The sequence below is a fragment of the Clostridium sp. genome, assembly GCF_036643715.1.
GTDB lineage: Bacteria > Bacillota > Clostridia > Clostridiales > Clostridiaceae > Clostridium.
Genome location: NZ_JAVXRL010000003.1, coordinates 49,256 through 64,620 on the forward strand (window position 1 = coordinate 49,256; position 15,365 = coordinate 64,620).

At 30.0% G+C, this 15,365-nt stretch carries 10 protein-coding genes; all 10 read left to right on the forward strand.

The window, feature by feature from the left end; genetic code table 11:
• Positions 1-218: 218 nt before the first annotated feature.
• The 10 genes from RSF37_RS01825 (at position 219) to RSF37_RS01870 (ending at position 15,270) form a co-directional block, all read left to right on the forward strand.
• On the forward strand, positions 219-1,328 hold the full coding sequence (locus RSF37_RS01825; RefSeq protein WP_332562671.1) for an ABC transporter ATP-binding protein: 1,110 nt from the start codon (positions 219-221) through the stop codon (positions 1,326-1,328).
• 23 nt (positions 1,329-1,351) lie between these two features.
• The gene (locus RSF37_RS01830) at positions 1,352-2,560 is read left to right on the forward strand and encodes a sugar ABC transporter substrate-binding protein (RefSeq protein WP_332562672.1); all 1,209 of its coding nucleotides are present in this window, start codon (positions 1,352-1,354) and stop codon (positions 2,558-2,560) included.
• Between the two features lie 67 nt (positions 2,561-2,627).
• Positions 2,628-3,557, forward strand: a complete 930-nt coding sequence (locus tag RSF37_RS01835) for a carbohydrate ABC transporter permease (protein WP_332562673.1) — start codon at positions 2,628-2,630, stop codon at positions 3,555-3,557.
• A 4-nt stretch (positions 3,558-3,561) separates the two neighbouring features.
• Complete coding sequence (locus tag RSF37_RS01840; protein WP_332562740.1) at positions 3,562-4,428, forward strand: sugar ABC transporter permease; 867 nt, start codon at positions 3,562-3,564, stop codon at positions 4,426-4,428.
• 23 nt (positions 4,429-4,451) lie between these two features.
• Positions 4,452-6,182, forward strand: a complete 1,731-nt coding sequence (locus tag RSF37_RS01845) for a glycoside hydrolase family 13 protein (RefSeq protein ID WP_332562674.1) — start codon at positions 4,452-4,454, stop codon at positions 6,180-6,182.
• 29 nt (positions 6,183-6,211) lie between these two features.
• Complete coding sequence (locus tag RSF37_RS01850; RefSeq protein ID WP_332562675.1) at positions 6,212-7,231, forward strand: LacI family DNA-binding transcriptional regulator; 1,020 nt, start codon at positions 6,212-6,214, stop codon at positions 7,229-7,231.
• Between the two features lie 17 nt (positions 7,232-7,248).
• Positions 7,249-9,369 (forward strand): TIM-barrel domain-containing protein, encoded by a 2,121-nt coding sequence (locus RSF37_RS01855; RefSeq protein ID WP_332562676.1) that lies wholly within the window; start codon positions 7,249-7,251, stop codon positions 9,367-9,369.
• Between the two features lie 11 nt (positions 9,370-9,380).
• Positions 9,381-10,874 carry a 4-alpha-glucanotransferase gene (gene malQ, locus RSF37_RS01860; protein WP_332562677.1) on the forward strand — a complete coding sequence of 498 codons (1,494 nt, stop codon included), beginning with the start codon at positions 9,381-9,383 and terminating at the stop codon, positions 10,872-10,874.
• A 3-nt stretch (positions 10,875-10,877) separates the two neighbouring features.
• On the forward strand, positions 10,878-13,235 hold the full coding sequence (locus RSF37_RS01865; RefSeq protein ID WP_332562678.1) for a glycogen/starch/alpha-glucan phosphorylase: 2,358 nt from the start codon (positions 10,878-10,880) through the stop codon (positions 13,233-13,235).
• Positions 13,236-13,254: 19 nt separating this feature from the next.
• Entirely contained in the window at positions 13,255-15,270 is a 2,016-nt protein-coding gene (locus tag RSF37_RS01870) for an amylo-alpha-1,6-glucosidase (protein WP_332562679.1), read from the forward strand.
• The last annotated feature ends 95 nt before the right edge of the window (positions 15,271-15,365 follow it).

The following is a 15,365-nucleotide window of genomic DNA, read 5'->3' on the forward strand; positions in this document are numbered from 1 at the left end:
AGGAAAACGTTTCCTTGAAATTTAATAAATTTTCAAATTTTATATTTTTTGGAACTGATTCCAATACAGGTTTTAATATGGGTATTGTAAACACTTTATTTTTTAGCCTTATTGGAAAGGTTTCCGAATAGTATTGATGAAAGTTAATTATGAGAATTTATTTTTAGTATTACTGGAAAGGTTTCCGAAGTAAAGGGTAATAAAATAGGAGGGGTAATATGGCAGGGTTAGTTTTTAAAAACTTATACAAAATATATGAGAATGGGTTCGAGGCTGTAAAAGATTTTGATTTAGAAATTAAAGACAGAGAATTCATAGTGTTTGTAGGGCCGTCAGGATGTGGTAAATCAACGACTTTAAGAATGGTTGCAGGACTTGAAGAAATAAGTAAGGGTGAGCTTTACATTGGGGACAAGCTAGTTAATGATACTGCACCAAAGGATAGAGATATAGCTATGGTATTCCAAAATTACGCGTTATATCCTCATATGACTGTTTTTGATAATATGGCATTTGGTCTTAAATTAAGAAAGATGCCTAAGGATGAGATAAAAGAAAAGGTAACAAATGCAGCTAAGATTCTTGATATAGAATATTTACTAGATAGAAAGCCTAAAGCGTTATCAGGAGGACAAAGACAAAGAGTAGCTATGGGTAGAGCTATTGTTAGAAATCCACAAGTTTTCTTAATGGATGAGCCATTATCAAATCTTGATGCAAAACTAAGAGTTCAAATGAGAATAGAAATTTCAAAACTTTATAAAGAATTAAACACAACATTTATATATGTAACACATGATCAAACAGAAGCTATGACACTTGGGACTAGAATTGTTGTTATGAAAGATGGGTTAGTACAACAAGTTGCAACACCAAATGAAATATATAATAATCCTGTAAATATGTTTGTAGCAGGATTCATAGGAAGTCCACAAATGAACTTCTTATATGGAAAGATGAGTGTTTCAGGGGATAAAGGGTATATTGAGATTGATGGTAAGAAGATGGAGTTATCTAAAGAGAAGATAAGTAAAAGTATAAAAGCTAATAACTTAGATAAAGAAGTAATAGTAGGAATTAGACCAGAAAAGATTATATATAACAGAGTTGGATTTAAGGAAACTGGATTAATTAATTTTGAAAGTAAAGTTGATATTATAGAGAATTTAGGGTCAGAATCTTATATTTACACAAAACTTGGGGAAAAGAATTTAACAATAAAAGCAAAGGGTGGGGTAGAGCTAGACGGTGGACAAACTATACAATTTGCTTTTGATATAGAAGATATACATGTCTTTGATAAAGAAACTCAAATAACAATATTTTAATTTATATATGGAGGGGAATTTATATGGTTAAGAAAAAAATTATCGCAAGTATTATGGCAGTTCTAGTTACAGGTTCATTATTCGTAGGATGTGGAAGTTCAAATGAATCTTCAAAGGGTGGACAAGAGATTACAGTATGGACAAAAGTAAAAGATGGAGAAATGAAAACTATTGAAGATGAAGCTAAAGCGTGGGGTGAAAAGACTGGAAATACAGTTAAAGTAGTAAATGATGATGCAGAATTCCAAGAATATTTACAAGCTGCAAATTCAAGTAAAGGGCCGGATCTTTATATCGGTATGCCACATGATAATTTAGCAACATTTAATGAAGCTGGATTACTTGAAGAAGTACCAGCAGATAAATTTGATAAAAGCAAATATGCAACTGATAGTGTTTGGAACGCAACAGCTTTTGACGGAAAGAATTATGCAGTTCCACTAGCTCAAGAAACAATAGCACTTTTCTATAATAAAGATAAAGTTAAAGAAGCTCCAAAGACAATGGAAGAGTTAATTGAAATAGCTAAGAAGCCAGGAAACGGATTCCAAATTGATTTAGGAAACTTCTATACTACAGGAGGATTCGTTCAAACATTAGGGGGATATTTATTTGGTGGAGAACAAGGTAACTTAGATCCTAAAGATATAGGTCTTGATAATGAAGGAGCTATTAAAGGATATAAATTTATACAGGAATTAGTTACAAAGCATAAATTAATGCCAGCTGATGTTACAGGAGATATTGCAGCATCAAACTTTAAAGAAGGAAAATCAACATTCTTTATGTCAGGACCATGGGATATAGAGCAATTTGAAAAAGCTGGATTAAACTTTGGTGTAGTACCAATTCCAACAATAGAAGGAAAAACTTTTAAGCCTTTCTTAGGAGTTCAAACTGCTTTTGTTAGTTCAAAATCAAAGAACAAAGACTTAGCTTGGGACTTTTTAAAAAGCTTAGTTGATAATAAGAGCGAAGAATTATTAAAGGTTGGTAACAGAATACCAGTATTAACAGAAGTATTAAATAGTAGTGCTATTAAAGATAATAAGTACTTTGAAGGATTTGTTGAACAATCAAAAGTTTCAATTCCAATGCCAAACATTTTAGAAATGCAAGCAATATGGAATGGAACATCACAAATTCCAAGATTATATAAAGGTGAAGATGCAGAAAAAGTTGCAAAAGATATGATGGAAGCAATTAAAAAGGGTATAGAAACACAACAATAAGTAACTATTGAGAGTAAGGAAGGTGGAGGGCTATTAGCTCTCCATTCTCATTTAAGGGAGGAGAATTATGAGTAAGAAAAAAGCAACAGGAAAAGATAACTTAAGAGCTTTAAAATTCACTGCACCAACACTGACAAGTATGCTTATACTAACAGTTTTTCCTATAGTATGTACAATAATAATAGCTTTTACAAACTATAATATAAAGACAATAAATAAAGGTTTTAGCTTCGTAGGTTTAAAGAACTTTAAAGATGTTTTATTTGGACCACTTAAAGAAGTATTCATTCCAGTATTTATATGGACTATAATTTCTGCAACAGTAATTACGTTAGGTGGATTTATAGTAGGTCTTATATATGCTTTAGTTTTATCAAATAAAAATATGAAAGAATCAGCAATTTATAAAGGATTCTTAGTAATACCATGGGCACTTCCAGCAGCTATAGTAACAATTTCATTTACAGGACTTTTAAATAGTGAATATGGAGCAATAAATAGTTTATTAATGAACTTTAATTTAATAACAGAACCTATAATGTGGCTTACAGAGGCAGGGCCAGCAAGACTTGCAGTACTTGCAATAAGTATATGGCTTGGATTCCCATACATGATGAATGTATGTATAGGAGCATTAGCTGCAATTCCAGAAACTTATTATGAGGCAGCAAGTATTGATGGAGCTTCAGTATTCCAAAAATTCTTTAAAATAACATTACCATCACTTGCAAATACAGCATTTCCACTTCTTATAGGATCATGGTCATTTAACTTTGGTAGCTTTACGGCAGCCTTCCTTTTATTAGGTGGTGGACCAGTTAGACCAGACTCACCATTTGCAGGGTACACTGATGTACTTGGTTCAGCAGCATATAAGATGACAACTCAGTTTGGAAGATTTGATTTAGGGGCGGCGCTTTCTATAATACTATTTTTAATAGTTGGAACAATAGCATTTTTCCAAATGAGAGCTTCAGGCCAATTTAAGGGGGAGTAATGTGATGGATTTTAAAAAGAAGAAGTATAAACATAAAAAGATATTAACAAAACCAGAAAAAGTAACACTTTGGCTAAGTAGGATATTTATATGGATTAGTATAGCTATAATATTATTCCCGGTACTTGCAATTGTTACAGCATCACTTTCAACAGGATCAAGTTTTATACAAAAAGAGTTAATACCGACAGAAGTAACTTTTGATAATTACTTATATGTTTTAAAAGAAACAGATTTCTTATTATGGGTAGGAAATTCATTTAAAATATGTCTGTTTGTAGCTTTAGCACAAGTTGCTATGACACTACCATCAGCTTATACTTTCAGTAGATTAAGATTTAGCGGTAAGAAGTATGGACTTATGTCACTTTTAATACTACAAATGTTCCCAGCTTCAATGGCATTACCTGCAATATTATCAGTTGCCTATAAGTTAAACGGAATGGATAACCATTGGTTCTTAATATTAGTAATGTGTGGTGCTAGTGCATATAATATATGGCTTATGAAAGGATTCATTGATGGATTACCAAAAGAGCTTGATGAATCAGCTCTAGTAGATGGAGCAACACATGGTCAAATATTTAGAAAAATAATATTCCCATTATGTAAACCAATGCTTGTAGTTATATTCTTCTTTTCATTCATTGGAACATTTGGAGAGTACATTCTTTCAGCAGCATTACTTAAAGACGCTGGTCTTAAAACATTAGTAATAGGACTTAAGAGTTTCATGGACGGAGGAGTATCAACTAACTGGACAGCTTATGCAGCAGCATCAGTTATGGCAACAATTCCACTTGCAATACTATTTGTATCAATACAAAAATTTGTTTCTAAAGGATTAGTTGCAGGAGCTGTAAAAGAGTAAAGCTCATATTTTAGGAGGATATTATGAATAAGCATGCTATTTATCATATAACAGATGTACCATATGCATATCCCTTAGATAAAGATACTTTAAGGGTAAGATTAAAGGTAGCAAAAGATGATATTAAGGAAGTACGGCTTTATTATAGATGCAGATATGAATTTGAAAATGATTATGAATTTGTAAAAATGGATTTGTTTGAAGAGGACAATCTGTTTGAAATATACTCTAAAGATATTAACATTTTAAGAAATAGATATAGATATTATTTTAAATTATTGGATTTAGAAGGAAATATAAGCTATTATGACGAAAGAGGTATTAAGAGTAACGTAAAAAATATTAATGAGCTTATACCTTTTCAGTATGCATATATTGGGGAAGCTGATATATATAAAGAAGCTAAATGGCTTCAAGAATCAATTGTATATCAAATATTTCCGGATAGATTCAGTAAAGGGATTATGAAAAAGGATTCCAATTTAATATCAATTTGGGGAGAGGAAGTAAATACAAAATCAATTTTTGGTGGAGATATAAAAGGTATAACAAATAAAGTTCCTTATTTAAAGGAACTTGGAATAAACTTAGTATATTTAACTCCAATATTCTTATCTCCAAGTAACCATAAATATAATATAGATGATTATTATAAAATAGATCCGAATTTCGGTACAATTGAAGATTTAAAAGAATTAGTAAAGACAGCTCACGAAAGTGGAATAAGGATTATATTAGATGGAGTTTTTAATCATACTGGATACGATTTCTTCGCATTTAAAGATATATTAGAAAATGGTGAAATGTCTAAGTATAAAGATTGGTATCACATTGATAAGTTTCCCTTATTTGAAGATAATAAAATAAATTATTATACATTTGCAAATGACGTTATAAATATGCCAAAGTTAAACACTAATAATGAAGATGTTAGAACATACTTTATTAAAGTTTTGAAATATTGGATAGAGGAAACTAATATTGATGGATGGCGATTAGATGTTTGTGATGAAGTTGATCATAAGTTCTGGAGAGCTATGAGAGATGGGGTAAAGGAAGTTAAGGAAGACAGTGTTTTAATTGGAGAGATAATGCATGAAGGTATATCTTTTTTAAGAGGAGAACAGTTAGACTCAATAATGAACTATCCATTTAAACATGCTATGATTGATTTTTTTGCTAAAGGAAAGATGGATGCAAAGGAATTAACAGATGCACTTTCTATGAATAGACACGTATATATGGAGAGTATTACAAGGCAACTTCTAAATCTTATAGGAAGTCATGATACATCAAGATTTTTAACAGAATGCAATTATGATGAAGATAAGATGAAGCTTGCAGTAGTATTTCAATTTACTTATATAGGAGTTCCATATATATATTATGGAGATGAAATTGGTACTTCTGGAGGAGAAGATCCAGAATGCAGAAAATGTATGCAATGGAATGAGAAAGCTCAAAACTTGAATTTACGTTTACACTATAAAAAGCTTATAAGTATAAGGAAAGAAAATGAAGAACTTATACATGGTGATTATAAATGCCTTTATGAAGAAGGTTATATAATAGCTTTTAGAAGAAAATTAAAGAATAAAGAAGTAATTATTATCATAAATAATTCTAATAAAGAAGATATAGTACCACTTAATATAAAAGGTCAGTTTAAAGAATTATATAGTGGTGAAAATAAGAATATAGATTCAGCTATTAAAGTTGCACCTATGTCATTTATGATATTAAAGAAAAAATAATATTAAGTTTTGAGAGGATTTGGATAAATATGAATATTAACGATATAGCTAGAATTGCTGGTGTTGGAGTTGGAACTGTTTCAAGAGTAATAAATAATCATCCAGATGTTAAGGATGAGACAAGAAAAAGAATACAAAAAATTATTGAAGAGAGCAACTATATACCAAATAGTAGTGCTAGAAATTTAAAGAAGACTAATTCTAATACTATAGGAGTTTTAGTAAGAGGAGTATTTAACCCATTCTTCTCAGAAATGATAGATGTAATAGGTAAACTTATAGCTAAAAATGGTTATACTATGGTTCTTAGGCATACAGATTTTTCATCTAATGGAGATGAGGAGTTAAGAGATTTAATATCTTTTGAAAAGGCTAGAAAGCTTCAAGGAATAATATATTTAGGATGCGATATAAGAGAAGTTACAGAAGATACATTTAGTGCAATAAATGTACCACTTGTATTATCATCAGTAAATATTAATTATAATATTGAAGCTAAAAACTTTTCATCAATAGGAATTAAACAAAGAGAAGCTGCTTATAAAGCAACAAAATATTTAATAGATAATAACAATAAAAAAATAGCAATTATGATAGGAATAAAAAATGATGCTGGATTAGCACATGAAAGATTACTAGGTTATATTGAAGCATTAGCTGAAAACAATATTACATTAAACAAAGATTATATATTATATGGAGAATATAGTGCAGAAGGTGCCTACAAAGCAACTACAGACTTAATTAATAAAGGGTTAAGAGTAGATGGAGTATTCTGTATATCAGATATTATGGCAACTGGATGTGCTAAAGCTTTTGTAGATAATAATTTTGAAGTAGGAAAAGATGTTTCAGTAATAGGATTTGATGGTATGGAAGTTGCAGAATTTTATAATCCTGCAATAACAACAATAGAACAGCCAAGAAAAGAAATGGCAGAGAAAACTGTTGATTTACTATTAGATTTAATAAAGCATAATAGTGAAAACAAACATATTATTTTAGATACAAAGCTAATTGAAAGAGATTCATGCAAAAAAAATAGTTAAGAAAGATGTGGTGTAATATGGGTATTAGAAAATTTTCTTTTGGAAAAGTAATAGATTGCAACTCAGTTATAATTGACATTAAAGCAGATAATGGCAATATGCCATACTTTAAATTTTCTGATTCTAAATTAAAATATGCTTTAGAATCAGAAGATTTAGTATATGGACTTGGGGAAAATGTTAGAGGAATAAATAAGAGAGGATGGATATACGAAAGTTACTGTAGTGATGATCCAAACCATGCGCAAGATAAGAGATCGTTATATGGAGCTCATAACTTTTTAATCGTTCATGGTGAAAATAAAAGCTTTGGAGTTTTTATAAATACTCCATCTAAAGTAAGTTTTGATGTTGGTTATTCTAATAATAGAGAACTAACTATAGAAGTGCAAAGCAATGATTATGATGTTTACATTATAGAAGAAAATAACGTGAATGATATTTCAAAAAGTTTTAGACAGTTAATTGGAATGGCTTATGTTCCACCAAAGTGGACTTTTGGATATCAGCAAAGTAGATGGAGCTATAATGATGAAAAAGAAGTTAGAGAAATTGGACAAACCTTTAGGGATAGAGAAATTCCATTAGATTGTGTATATTTAGATATAGATTATATGGAAAGGTTTAAAAATTTCACTATTAATAAAGAATCATTTAAAACCTTTGATAAAATGGTAAAAGATATGAAAAATGATGGAATTAGATTAATTCCAATAATAGATGCTGGAGTGAAAATTGAAGATGGTTACGATATTTATGAAGAAGGAGTGGAAAAGGGATATTTCTGTAAAGATAAAGATGGAAACCCATTTGTTGCAGCAGTATGGCCTGGAAAAGTACACTTCCCAGATTTCTTAAATAAAGATGCAAGACTTTGGTTTGGAAAGAAATATAAATGGTTAGTTGATAAAGGAATTGATGGATTCTGGAATGATATGAATGAACCAGCTATATTTTATTCAGAAGAAGGATTAAAAAAAGCTTTTAATAAAGTAGAAGAAAGTAAAGGCAAAAATCTTGATATATATAGTTTCTTTGAACTTAAAGATACGTTTAATGGATTAAGTAATAGTAGTGAAGATTATAATAGTTTCTATCATAATATGGATGGGGAAGTTATTAAGCATAATGATGTTCATAACCTTTACGGCCACAATATGACAAGGTCAGCAGCTGAAGGTTTAGAAAGTATTGATAGTAACAAAAGATTTTTATTATTCTCAAGAGCTTCATCAATTGGGATGCATAGATATGGTGGTATTTGGACTGGAGATAACACATCACTATGGGAACATTTAGAGATGAATATTAAGATGATGCCTAATTTAAATATGTGTGGATATCTTTACACAGGAGCTGATACTGGTGGCTTTGGTGGAAACTGTACAGAAGACTTAATGATGAGATGGTGTGAGTTTAGTATGTTTACTCCATTATTTAGAAATCATTCAGCTATGGGTACAAGAAGACAAGAACCATTTGCTTTTGGCGTTGAAACAGAAAAAGTATTAAAGAAAATAATACAATTTAGATATGCACTAATTCCATATCTATATAGTGAATATATGAAATCAGCAATAAATAATGAAAATATGTTTAGACCACTTTCATTTGAATTTAATGATAAAGATTCAAGGCAAGTAGAAGATCAATTATTACTTGGAGATTCATTAATGCTTGCACCAATATTTAAGCAAAATGCTAAAGGAAGATATGTATACCTTCCAGAGGACATGATGAAAGTACAAGGAACATCATTAGAAGATATAACTTATGAAGTAATTAAGAAAGGACATCATTATATAAATGTTAATATTGATGAAATAGTGTTCTTTATAAGAAAAGATAAAATGATAGTTTTAGGTGATTATGCTAAAAATGTTGAAAGCATTAATAAGGAACAATTAAAAGTAATAGCTTTTGTAGACAATAAGGCGAAGTATTCATTATATGATGATGATGGAATTTCAAAAGAATATATTAATGGAAGCTTTAATAATATAAATATTGAAATAGAAAACAATAATAATGGGCTAAATGTAATTTGTAATAAAAAAGGGGTATTTAATACAAAGAAAATTAATATAATAGCAGTAAAAGGTAATGGGGAAGTTATAAAGAAAGATTATAACTTATAGGAGGATTTTTTATGAGAAAGAGAAGTAGTGGGATTTTAATGCACATATCTTCTCTTACAACTGATTTCGGAATCGGTTCCGTTGGAAGAGAAGCATATGAATTCGTAGATTTTTTAGTTCAATCAGGACAAAAGTATTGGCAAATACTACCGCTAGGGCATACTAGTTATGGAGATTCACCATATCAGTGTTTCTCAGCATTTGCAGGTAATCCAAATTTTATAGATTTTGAGATCTTAAAAAAAGAAGGATTGCTTAAAGAAGAAGATTATAAAGGAAAGAATTTTGGAAGCAATGAAGAAGAAGTGGACTTTGGATTATTATTTAGTGTAAGAAAGGAAATTCTTAAAATTGCATATGAAAACTTCAAAAGAAGAAAAAATACTAAATATATAAATTTTAAATATTCACAGTTTAAAGAAGATAATAATTTCTGGCTTGAAGATTACAGTGCATACATGGCTATAAAAGAAAGTTTTAAATTAGTATGTTGGAAAGATTGGGATAAAGATATTAGAAATAGAGAAGAAAAAGCTCTAAAAAAATATAAAGAAGAGTTAAAAGATGAAATCGAATATTATAACTTTATCCAATATATATTCTTTAAACAATGGAATGAACTTAAAGAGTATGCAAATTATAAAGGAATAAAAATAATTGGAGATATACCAATATATGTAGCAGAAGATAGTGCAGACATGTGGAGTGCTCCTAAGATGTTCAAAGTAGATGAAAAAAATAACCCTAAATTTGTGGCAGGTTGTCCACCAGATGCATTTGCAGTAACAGGACAACTTTGGGGTAATCCGATATATGACTGGGATGCTATGGAGAAAGATAATTATAAATGGTGGGTTTCAAGAATAAGAGAAAGTTTTAAAATATATGACATGGTTAGGATAGATCACTTTAGAGGTTTTGAAAGTTACTGGGAAGTACCTTATGGAGATAAAACAGCTGTAAATGGTACATGGGTAAAAGGCCCTGGAATAAAATTATTTAATGCAATAAAAGAAGATTTAGGTGAAGTTGATATAATTGCTGAAGACTTAGGGTTTATGACTGATGAAGTAATTAAGTTTAGAGATGAGACAGGCTTTCCAGGAATGAAAGTATTGCAGTTTGGATTTGGTGGAGAAAACAGTACAGATCTTCCACACAATTATATAAATAATTCAGTTGCATATACTGGAACTCATGATAATGATACAGTACTTGGATGGTTTCTTAATATAGCAGAAGAGGAACAGTTAAAAGCTGAAGCGTATTTAAAGCTTGATGAAAAAGAAGGAGTAAGCTTTGGATGCATAAGAGGGATTTTTAGTTCAGTTAGCTTTTTATCAATAGCAACAATGCAAGATTTATTAGAAATTGGTACAGAAGGTAGAATGAACACTCCATCAACTCTAGGTGGAAACTGGGGATGGAGAATGGCTAAAGGATCACTTACTAAAGAGTTATCAAAAAAAATATATAAATTAACTAAGTTATATGGAAGGGTGTAAGAGATGGAGAATAATTTAAGAGAAAATATGGAGAGACAATTAAAGATAAAATATGGAGTAAGTTTAGAAAATGCAGATAAGACAGAGGTTTTCCAAAGTTTATCACAAGCGTTAATGGAAACAATAATTGATAATTGGAATGAAACAACAACTCTTTATAATGGAGACAAGCAAGCTTATTATTTATCAGCAGAATATTTAATGGGTAGAGCCCTTGGTAACAACTTAATAAGTCTTGGACTATATGAAGAAGTTAAAGAACTTTTAGAAGATTTAAATATAGATATAAATGAAATAGAAGAAGGGGAAGATGATGCAGCCCTTGGAAATGGTGGTCTTGGAAGACTTGCAGCTTGCTTTATGGATTCAGCAGCATCAATGGAAGTTCCACTAAAGGGATATGGAATTAGATATTCAAATGGATTATTTAAGCAATACTTTGAAGATGGATTCCAATATGAGTGTGCAGATAATTGGTTAACTAATGGAGATCCTTGGAGTATAAGAAAAGAAAAAGAAAAGGTCAAAGTAACATTTAAAGATATGGAAGTATATGCAGTTCCATATGACACTCCAATTATCGGATACAAGAGTAAGAATATAAACACTTTAAGACTTTGGAAATGTGAACCTATTGAAGAGTTTGACTTTAATGCATTTAATGCTGGAAAGTATGCAAAGGCAGTAGAACTTAAAAATAAGGCTGATGATATAAGTAGAGTATTATATCCAAATGATGATATGAAAGCTGGAAAGCTTTTAAGACTTAGACAGCAATATTTCTTAGTAAGTGCATCACTTAAAGATATAATAAGAAACCACGTAAAAGTTCATGGAGAAAACTTTGATGAACTTTATAAGTATCATGCAGTTCAATTAAATGATACTCATCCAGTTCTTGCAATACCAGAACTTATAAGAATATTAGTTGATGAATATGGATTAACATTAAATAAAGCAATAAACATTTCTAAAGGAGTATTTGCTTATACAAATCATACAATACTTGCAGAAGCTTTAGAAAAGTGGGATAGCAAGCTTATAGTAGCCTTATTCCCAAGAATACTTCAAATAATTAAGAGTATTGATACTAGATTTATTAAGGAATTAAAATCAAAGGGCTACGATAAAGAAGCTGTTGAAGAATTTAGAATATATAAAGATGGAGTAGTAAGAATGGCAAACCTTGCAATCCATATAGGATTTGCAGTTAATGGTGTTGCAGAAATTCACACTGAAATATTAAAAGATACAGAGCTTAACAACTGGTATAAATTATACCCAGAAAAGTTCCAAAATAAAACTAATGGAATAACTCCAAGAAGATGGATAAGATCATGCAATAAAGAGTTATCAGCACTTATTACAGAACTTTTAGGAGATGAAACATGGGTTAGAGATTTAAGTAAGCTTAAGGAACTTGAGAAGTTTAAGGAAAATGAAGATATATTAAATAGATTTATGGACATTAAACATGAAAAGAAAGTTCAGCTTGCAAATTATATCAAAGAGACAGAAGGAATAGAAATAGATCCAAGTTCAATATTTGATGTTCAAATTAAGAGACTTCATGAGTATAAGAGACAACTTCTAAATACAATGTATGTGTTAGATCTTTACTTTAGATTAAAAGAAAATCCTAACATGGATATTCCAAAGACAACATTTATTTATGGAGCTAAAGCATTCCCAGGGTATAAAAGAGCTAAGGCTATAGTTAAGTTTACTAATGAAGTTGGAAAACTTATAAATAATGACAAAGATATAGATGGAAAGATTAAAGTTGTATTTGTTCAAAACTATAGAGTGTCATATGCTGAAAAATTATTCCCAGCTGCTGATGTATCAAAACAAATATCAACAGCAGGTAAAGAGGCATCAGGAACAGGTAATATGAAATTCATGTTAAATGGAGCACCAACTTTTGGAACTATGGATGGAGCTAATGTTGAAATAGTAAGAGAATCAGGTGAAGAGAATAATTTCATATTTGGATTAACAGTAGAAGAAATAGAAAAGTTAAATGGCGAGTACGATTCAATGGAATATTATGAAAATAATCCTTCAATAAAGAGAGTACTTGATTCATTAATAGATGGAACATTTGATGATTGTAATACAGGACTTTTCGAAGATCTTTATAATTCATTAATTGAAGAAGGAGATGGATATTTCCTATTAGCAGACTTTGAAGGATTTAAGCTTGCAGAAGATAAAGTATTTGAAGCTTATAAGGACAAAAAGAAATGGGCAAAAATATGCTTTGAAAATACATGTAATGCGGGAATATTCTCATCAGATAGAACAATACTTGAGTATGCTAAAGATATTTGGAATGTAAAAAGAACTGTAAATAAATAAACGTTAGGAGAAGAAAATTATGAGATTTGGTAAAAATAGCTTTAAAAATTATGATAGAGGCATTGAAAAAGAATGGATGCTTTCTAATGGAAGAAGTGCATTTTCAGGAAGTACTATAATTGGTTCAAATAGTAGAAAATATCATAGTGTTTTAGTTGCAGCACTTAAATCTCCAGATGAGAGATATATGATATTACCAAAGGTAGAAGAAGTTCTTGTAGAGAAGGGGATTAAGTATCCCCTAACTTCTACTAAATATAAAGATAGAGTTGTTACAGGATACAATAATCTTCAAAGTTTTTCTTATGATGGAATACCTGAGTACACATACTTTGTAAATGGTACTCAAATTAAAAAGAGAGTGTTCTTAAAAAAAGGAGAGAATACAGCTGTTATTGAGTATAGCTTAAAAGGAAATAGTAGAGATTCAGAATTTATAATTACTCCCTTTGCTTCTTTTAGAAATCCAGGAGAAGCTAGCTTAGAAGAAAATCTTAAGTTTGAAAGAACAGTTAGGAAAAATGGATTTAACTTAGTTCCAGAAATAAAAAAAGATGTTGAAATAAAATTATATTTAACAGATAGTACAGTATGTTCAGAAAAAGAAAAATTATCAGAAGAAATTTTCTATAATGTAGATAAATCAACTGGAGATGACTATTTAGATAAATGTTACATTCCAGGTGAACTTAAAGTATTACTTAAAGGAAATGAAGAAAAGAAAGTATACTTTGTATGCACTATTGAAAAAGGCTGTATAGATCCAGAAGAAATTGTTAAGAATGAAGAAAAGAGAATAGAGTCACTAAGAAATACATTTAGTGATGAAAGAATATTAGCTAAGTATCTTCCAATATCAGCAGATCATTTTATAGTTGATAGAGATTCTATAAACAGTAAAACTGTACTTGCAGGTTATCCTTGGTTTTTAGACTGGGGAAGGGATACTATGATTGCATTACCTGGAATTACTATGGCAACAGGAAGATTAGATGATACTAAAGATATTTTAAAAAGCTTTGCTATTTATGAAGAGAAAGGTTTAATACCAAATATGTTCCCAGACTTTGGTCAAGAACCTCTTTATAATACAGTTGATGCATCACTTTGGTATATACACGCAGTATATATGTACTTATTATATAAAAATGATAAGACAGAATTAGAATTTATAAAAAAAGAATTATATAAGACAATTAAAAATATAATACAAGCCTATAAAGAAGGAACAGATTTCTCAATTAAGATGGATGATGACTTCTTAATAAATGCAGGAGATGGATTAGACCAAGTTACTTGGATGGATGTTAGAGCAAATGGAATTGTTGTAACTCCAAGGCATGGAAAACCTGTTGAGATTAATGCATTATGGTATAACGCATTAAAAATAGCTACAATTCTTGCAGAAGAGTTCTCAGATATTGAATATAAGGAATATTCAATCCTTGCAGATAAAGTTAAAAAGTCGTTTAATGAGAAGTTCTGGAATGAGAAAGATAAATGTCTTTATGATGTTGTAGGAAAAGAAGAAAGTGACCCATCAATAAGACCAAATCAAGTATGGGCAATATCACTTCCTTTCACTATGTTAGATAAGGAAAAGGAAAGATTAGTTATTAAGAAAGTATATGAAGAGTTATATACACCATTTGGACTTAGAAGTTTAAATACTTCTCATAAAGATTATAAGAATGTATATGTTGGAAAATTAATGGATAGAGATATGGCATATCATCAAGGTACAGTCTGGTCATTCCCACTTGGAGCATTTTTAAGTGGATATTATAAAGCTTATAACGGCTCAAAAGAAGCTGTACAGTTTATAGATGACAGCCTAAAAGAAATGGAAACACATATTGAAGACCAATGCCTTGGTGGAATTGCAGAAATATTTGATGGAGATTCTCCGCATACTGCAAGAGGTTGTTATAACCAAGCCTGGGGAGTTGGAGAAATGCTTAGAGTATATTATGAATGTATTTTAGGAAACATGGAAAATTTACAAAAAGCCCACAATTATCTTTTTAATAAATAAACCACACTAAAAAGTAAGTTAAGAATTTTTAATATTTTGAAAGGTTAATTGTATTTATACAACTAGCTTTTCTAAATATTGAAATTCTAAAACTT